At 75.6% G+C, this 6,106-nt stretch carries 2 protein-coding genes; both read left to right on the top strand.

Annotation, left to right across the window (positions count from 1 at the left end; all coding sequences use genetic code 11):
• The first annotated feature begins 90 nt into the window (after positions 1–90).
• Complete coding sequence (locus tag ACZ56B_RS32520; protein ID WP_468798596.1) at positions 91–5,886, top strand: SDR family NAD(P)-dependent oxidoreductase; 5,796 nt, start codon at positions 91–93, stop codon at positions 5,884–5,886.
• Between the two features lie 11 nt (positions 5,887–5,897).
• The coding region (locus ACZ56B_RS32515; protein WP_468798593.1) for a beta-ketoacyl synthase N-terminal-like domain-containing protein at positions 5,898–6,106 on the top strand (209 nt) is incomplete at its 3' end.

The following is a 6,106-nucleotide window of genomic DNA, read 5'->3' as shown; positions in this document are numbered from 1 at the left end:
GGTGTGCTGGACGCGCTGGCCGTGGCGCGTCGGGCCGCGGGGTTGCCGGCGGTGTCGCTGGCGTGGGGGATGTGGGAGACGGCGGACGGCATGGGGGGCACGCTGGGCGGGGCGGAGCTGGAGCGGATGGCCCGCCGGGGCTTTCCCGCCCTGGAGACCGGTCAGGGCCTGGCGCTGCTGGATGCCGCGCTGTTCGTCGACGAGCCGACCGCCGTCCCCGTCGCCCTGCGCCCCGCCGCACTGGCCGCCGTCCGGGACACACTCCCGGACGCATTTCCGGCCGTCCTGCACAGCCTCGTCCCCGCCTCGGACCGTCGGCGCCGCGCCGCCGGCCGAGGAGCGGGCGACGGCACCCTGGCCCGGCGACTGCGTGAGCTGTCCGCCGAGGAGCAGGAGCGCGAACTGCTGGAGCTGGTGCAGGGGCAGGTGGCGGCTGTGCTCGGCCATGCCTCGGCCGGGGCCGTGGATCCGGCGCGGGCCTTCAAGGACCTCGGGTTCGACTCGCTCACCGCCGTCGAGCTGCGCAACCGGCTCGGCTCGGCCACCGGCGTCACGCTCCCGGTGACCGTGATCTTCGACCACCCGACGCCGGCCGGACTCGCGACGTGGCTGCGGGAGGAGCTGACGGGCGGCCGCGACGCCGACGCGGCGGACGACCTGGAGCGCCGGGGGGCCGCGGCCTCCGTGCCGGGTGCCGACGAGCCGATCGCCGTCATCGGCATGGGCTGCCGTTACCCCGGTGGCGTGGACTCGCCCGAGGCACTCTGGGACCTGGTGACCAGTGGCGGCGACGGCATCGCTCCCTTCCCGCTGGACCGTGGCTGGGACCTGCGGGCCCTCGACGGTGTGGCCGCGGTCGGCGGGTTCGTGGACGGGGCCACCGAGTTCGACGCCGAGCTGTTCGGGATCTCCCCGCGCGAGGCCCTGGCGATGGACCCGCAGCAGCGGCTGCTGCTGGAGACCGCCTGGGAGGCCCTGGAACGCGCCGGCATCGACCCGACCTCGCTGAAGGGCTCGGCGACCGGCGTGTACGCGGGCGTGTCCGCCAACGGTTACGCCAGTGGCCAGGAGGACGACGAGGCCGACCCGGAGACCGACGGCTACCTCCTGACGGGCAGCACGCCCAGCGTCGCCTCGGGCCGGCTGTCGTACGTCTTCGGGCTGGAGGGCCCCGCCGTCTCCGTGGACACCGCGTGCTCCTCGGCGCTGGTCGCGCTGCACCTGGCCGCGCAGGCCCTGCGCGCCGGGGAGTGCGATCTCGCCCTGGCCGGTGGCGCCACCGTGATGGCGACGCCCGGCATGTTCCTGGAGTTCGCGCGGCAGGGCGGGCTGGCCGGTGACGGCCGCTGCAAGTCCTTCGCCGACGACGCCGACGGCACCGGCTGGGCCGAGGGCGGCGGCATCCTGGTGCTGGAGCGGCTGTCCGACGCCCGCCGCAACGGCCACCCCGTGCTGGCGGTCGTGCGGGGCAGCGCGGTCAACCAGGACGGCGCCTCGAACGGGCTGACCGCGCCCAACGGCCCGTCCCAGCAGCGCGTCATCCGCCAGGCCCTGGCCAACGCCGGAGTGCGGCCCTCGGAGGTGGATGCCGTCGAGGCGCACGGCACCGGTACCCGCCTGGGCGATCCCATCGAGGCGCAGGCGCTGCTCGCCACCTACGGCCAGGCCCGCGGCGACGACGAACCGCTCTGGCTCGGCTCCGTCAAGTCCAACCTCGGGCACGCCCAGGCGGGGGCGGCGGCCGCAGGCGTCATCAAAATGGTCATGGCGCTCCAGCGACGGCACCTGCCGAAGACACTGCACGTGGACCGGCCGTCCAGTCACGTCGACTGGGGGTCCGGAGCGGTACGCCTGCTGACCGAATCCCGTGACTGGCGGGTGACCGGTGACCGTCCGCGTCGTGCCGGCGTCTCGTCGTTCGGCATCAGCGGCACCAACGCGCACGTCATCCTCGAGGAGGCCCCGCCCGGCGCCACGCAGGCCCCGGCGGCGGGGGAGTCCGGCGGGAACGGCCGCGCGCCGCTCGCCCCCTGGTTGGTGTCCGGCCGTACGGCACAGGCCACCCGCGCGCAGGCGGCGCGACTCGCCGACTTCCTCGCCACCGGTCCCGAGCGCTCCCCGTACGCCGTCGCCCGTGCCCTGGCGACGAGCCGGGCCGTGCTGGACCACCGCGCCGTCGTCCTCGGTGCCGACATGCTCCGACTGCGTTCCGGGCTCGACGCGCTGGCCACCGACAGCCGGCCGGCCGACGGGCACGCGACCGTCGTGACCGGCACGGTCGGTGACGGACGCACCGCGTGGATGTTCACCGGCCAGGGCAGCCAGCGCCCCGGCACGGGGCGCGAACTCTACGCCAGTTACCCGGTGTTCGCGCAGGCCCTGGACACCGTGTGCGACCTGCTCGAAGCCGAGCTCGGTGGCCCCGAAGCCGGCTTCCCGCGTCCGTTGCGCGAGGTGCTGTTCGCCGAACCCGACGAGCGGCACACGCGGGACGCAAGGCACGACGACGGACTGCTCGACACCACCGGATACACGCAGACCGCGCTGTTCGCCCTCCAGGTCGCCCTCGTCGAACTCCTGCGGTCCTGGGGCGCCCGTCCCGACCTCGTGCTCGGCCACTCGGTCGGTGAACTCGCTGCCGCCTACACCGCCGGAGTCCTCGAACTCCGGGACGCCGTACGGCTCGTGGCGGCTCGCGCCCGGCTGATGCAGGCGTTGCCCGAAGGCGGGGCGATGGCCGCCCTGGAGGGCACGGAGGCCGAAGTCACGGAGCTGCTCGAAGGGCTCACCGGCACGGGCATCGGCTCCGGGCTCGGCTCCGGCACGGGACAGGTCGCCGTCGCCGTGGTCAACGGGCCGGACTCCGTCGTCGTCTCCGGTGCCGAGGGCCTGGTGGAGGAGGCGATGGCGGTGGCCCGGGAGCAGGGCCGTCGGGTGTCCCGGCTGCGGGTCAGCCACGCGTTCCACTCGCCGCTGATGGATCCCGTGCTCGACGAGTTCGCCGAGACCGCCGCCCGGATCGACTACCGTCGCCCGACGATCCCCGCCGTCAGCTCCGCGACCGGTGAGACCGTCACGACGGAATGGGCGACCGCCGGCTACTGGGTGGACCAGGTCCGCCGGCCGGTGCGGTTCCACGACGCGCTGACCACGGCCACCGGCGACCACGGCGCGACCCGGCTGCTGGAACTGGGCCCCGAACCCGTGCTCACCGCGCTCGCCAGGTCCGCGTCGGACGGCCGCAGCACCGCCACGGCCGTCCTGCGGGCCGGGCGCCCCGAGGCCGAGACCCTGCTGACGGCCGTCGCCGAGCTGTTCGTGCGCGGCATGAAGACCGACTGGGCCGCCGTCACCACGGCCTCCGACCCGGTCCGGGCCACGGGCTCCGGCTCGACCTCGGCCACGGCCGCTCCTGCCTCCACCCCTGCCACGGCCGGTGAGCCGGCCTCCGGTTCGGCGAGCGAGCAGGACGTCCCCGCCGAGGGGGCCGCGTCGCCCCGGGAACGCCTCGAACTGCCCACGTACGCCTTCCAGCGGCGCCGCTACTGGCTGCGCGACCGCAGGAGGCGGCGGCCCGGCGGCTCGGACCTCACCGGCCGTACCGGATCCGACGCCGGGTTCTGGAGCCTCGTCGAGGACGGCGACGCCGCCGCGCTCGCCGACCGGCTCGGCGTCACCCCGGACGCCTCCCTGGACACCGTGCTGCCGGTACTGTCCGACTGGCGCAGGCGGCAGCGGGAAGCGTCCGAGCTGACCGGCTGGCACTACACGGTCACCTGGAAGCCGGTCGGCGTACCGGCCGCCTCCTCCTCCGGTCTCACCGGCACCTGGCTGATCGTCGCCCCGGAGCACGAGAAGGCCGACCAGGACGGCTTCGTCGACCAGTGCGCGCAGGCCCTGCGGGACGCCGGCGCCGACGTCACCGTCCTGCCCGTCGGTCCCCGCGACAGCCGCACCGCGCTCGCCGCACGGCTGCGCGAACTCGCCCCGGACGGCGCGCTCTCCCTGCTCGCCTGGACCGAGGAGACCGCCGACGGCGACGAGGAACTACCGCCCGCCACCGGCCTGACCCTCCTCCTCGCACAGGCCTGGGCGGACGCGGCCGACGGAACCGGCGCACCCCTGTGGTGTGCGACCCGGTCGGCCGTGTCGGTCGGCACCGGGGACCCGCTCCACCACCCCGCGCAGGCCCAGCTCTGGGGGCTCGGCCGCAGCCTGGCCCTAGAGCACCCGGACCTGTGGGGCGGATTGACCGACCTGCCCGCCCGGCCCGGTCACCGGGACCTGAGCCGGCTCGCCCAGATCCTCGCCCACAGCGGGTCCGCCACCTGGCACGAGGACCAGCTCGCCGTCCGCGCGGGCGGCGTCTTCGCGGCCCGCTTCACCAGGGACGACAGCACCGGCCTCGCGGTCCTGCCACCCGCCGGTGACGACGGCACCGCGCCCGCGGGCTCGCCGGGCACGACGAGCACGCGCGGAACCGTGCTCGTCACGGGCGGCACCGGAGCCCTCGGCAGCCATGTCGCCCGTCGGCTCGCCCGGCGCGGCGCCGAACACCTGCTCCTCGTCTCCCGGCGCGGCGCGCAGGCCCCCGGCGCGACCGACCTGCGGGACGAACTCGTCGCCCTCGGCGCCCGCGTCACCCTGGCCGCCTGCGACCTCGGCGACCGCGACGCGGTCGGCCGACTGCTGGCTGACATCCCCGCGGAGATGCCGCTCACCGGTGTCGTCCACGCGGCCGGCACACCGGCCAACGGCGTCCTCGCCGACCTCACCCCGCAGCACCTCGCCTCCGCACTCGCGGCCAAGGCCACCGCTGCCGACCTGCTGCACGACCTGACCGCCCACGCCGACCTCGACTTCTTCGTCCTGTTCGCCTCCGTGGCCGGCGTCCTCGGCAACGCGGGCCAGGCCGCCTACGCCGCCGCCAACGCCCACCTCGACGCCCTCGCCCACCACCGCCGGGCCCTCGGCCTGCCCGCCACGTCCGTCGCGTGGGGGCCCTGGGCCGGGGACGGCATGGCCGCCGACCGGGCCGCCGAGGAACGCATCCGCCGGTCCGGCCTGCGGCTGCTGCCGCCCGAGCGCGCCCTCGCCGCACTCGACCAGGTGCTCGCGGCCGGCCGGCCCTGCACCACCGTGGTGGACGTATCCTGGGACCGCTTCGCCACCGCGTTCGCCCTCACCCGGCCCAGTGCCCTGCTCGCCGACCTCCCCGAGGCCGCGACCGCCACGCAACCCGGCATCGCCGCGCCGGGCGCCGGGACCGGCGACCTCGTCGGCCGACTGCGGGGCATGCCGCCCGCTGAACGGGAGCGCGCGCTGGCCGACTTCGTGCTGGCCCGCGTCGCCGCGGTCCTCGGCCACGAATCACCCGCGGCGATCGACGCCGACCGTGCCTTCAAGGACTTCGGCTTCGACTCGCTGACCGCCGTCGACCTGCGCAACCAGCTGATGGCCGGCACCGGGCTGCGGCTCGCGACCACCCTCGTGTTCGACCATCCCACCCCGGCCGGGCTCGCCCGGCACCTCCATGCCGAGCTGTTCCCGGACGACACCGCGGACACGACGCTGGAGGACGTCGACGAGGACCGCGTCCGCCGCCTGCTCGCCTCGGTCCCGCTCGCCCGCCTGCGCGACGCCGGCCTCCTCCCCGGCCTGCGCACCCTGCTGGCCGAGACCGACGGCGAACACGACAGCTCCGGGAACGACGACCGGGCCTGGGCGGACGGCGACCCGTCCGACGGCGAGGACCCCGCCATCGCCGACCTGGCCGTGGACGAACTGGTGCACCTGGCACTCGGCGAGGAGACGCCCACCGGCGACACCGACCGGGACCCCGGCGCCGACCTCGCCTTCGACCCCGACTTCGACGACCGAGACTGACAGAGGCACCGATGAGCGCACCGTACGAGAAGGTCGTCCAGGCCCTGCGGAAGTCCCTGGAGGAGACCGAGACGCTGAAGAAGCGCAACCGGCAACTCGTCGCCGCCGCCCGCGAGCCCATCGCGATCGTCGGTATGGCCTGCCGTTTCCCGGGGGGCGTCTCGTCCCCGGACGAGCTGTGGGAGCTGCTCGCCGAGGGCCGCGACGGCGTGACCCCGTT

Source organism: Streptomyces sp. NPDC034670, assembly GCF_055574875.1.
The sequence above is the reverse complement of the archived record's forward strand: the minus strand, read 5'-3'. Positions and strand labels throughout refer to the sequence as shown.

Bases quoted from the DNA above. Each gene is read 5' to 3' on its own strand.
- ACZ56B_RS32520 (WP_468798596.1), top strand. From the start codon at position 91: ATGGGGGGCACGCTGGGCGGGGCGGAGCTGGAGCGGATGGCCCGCCGG.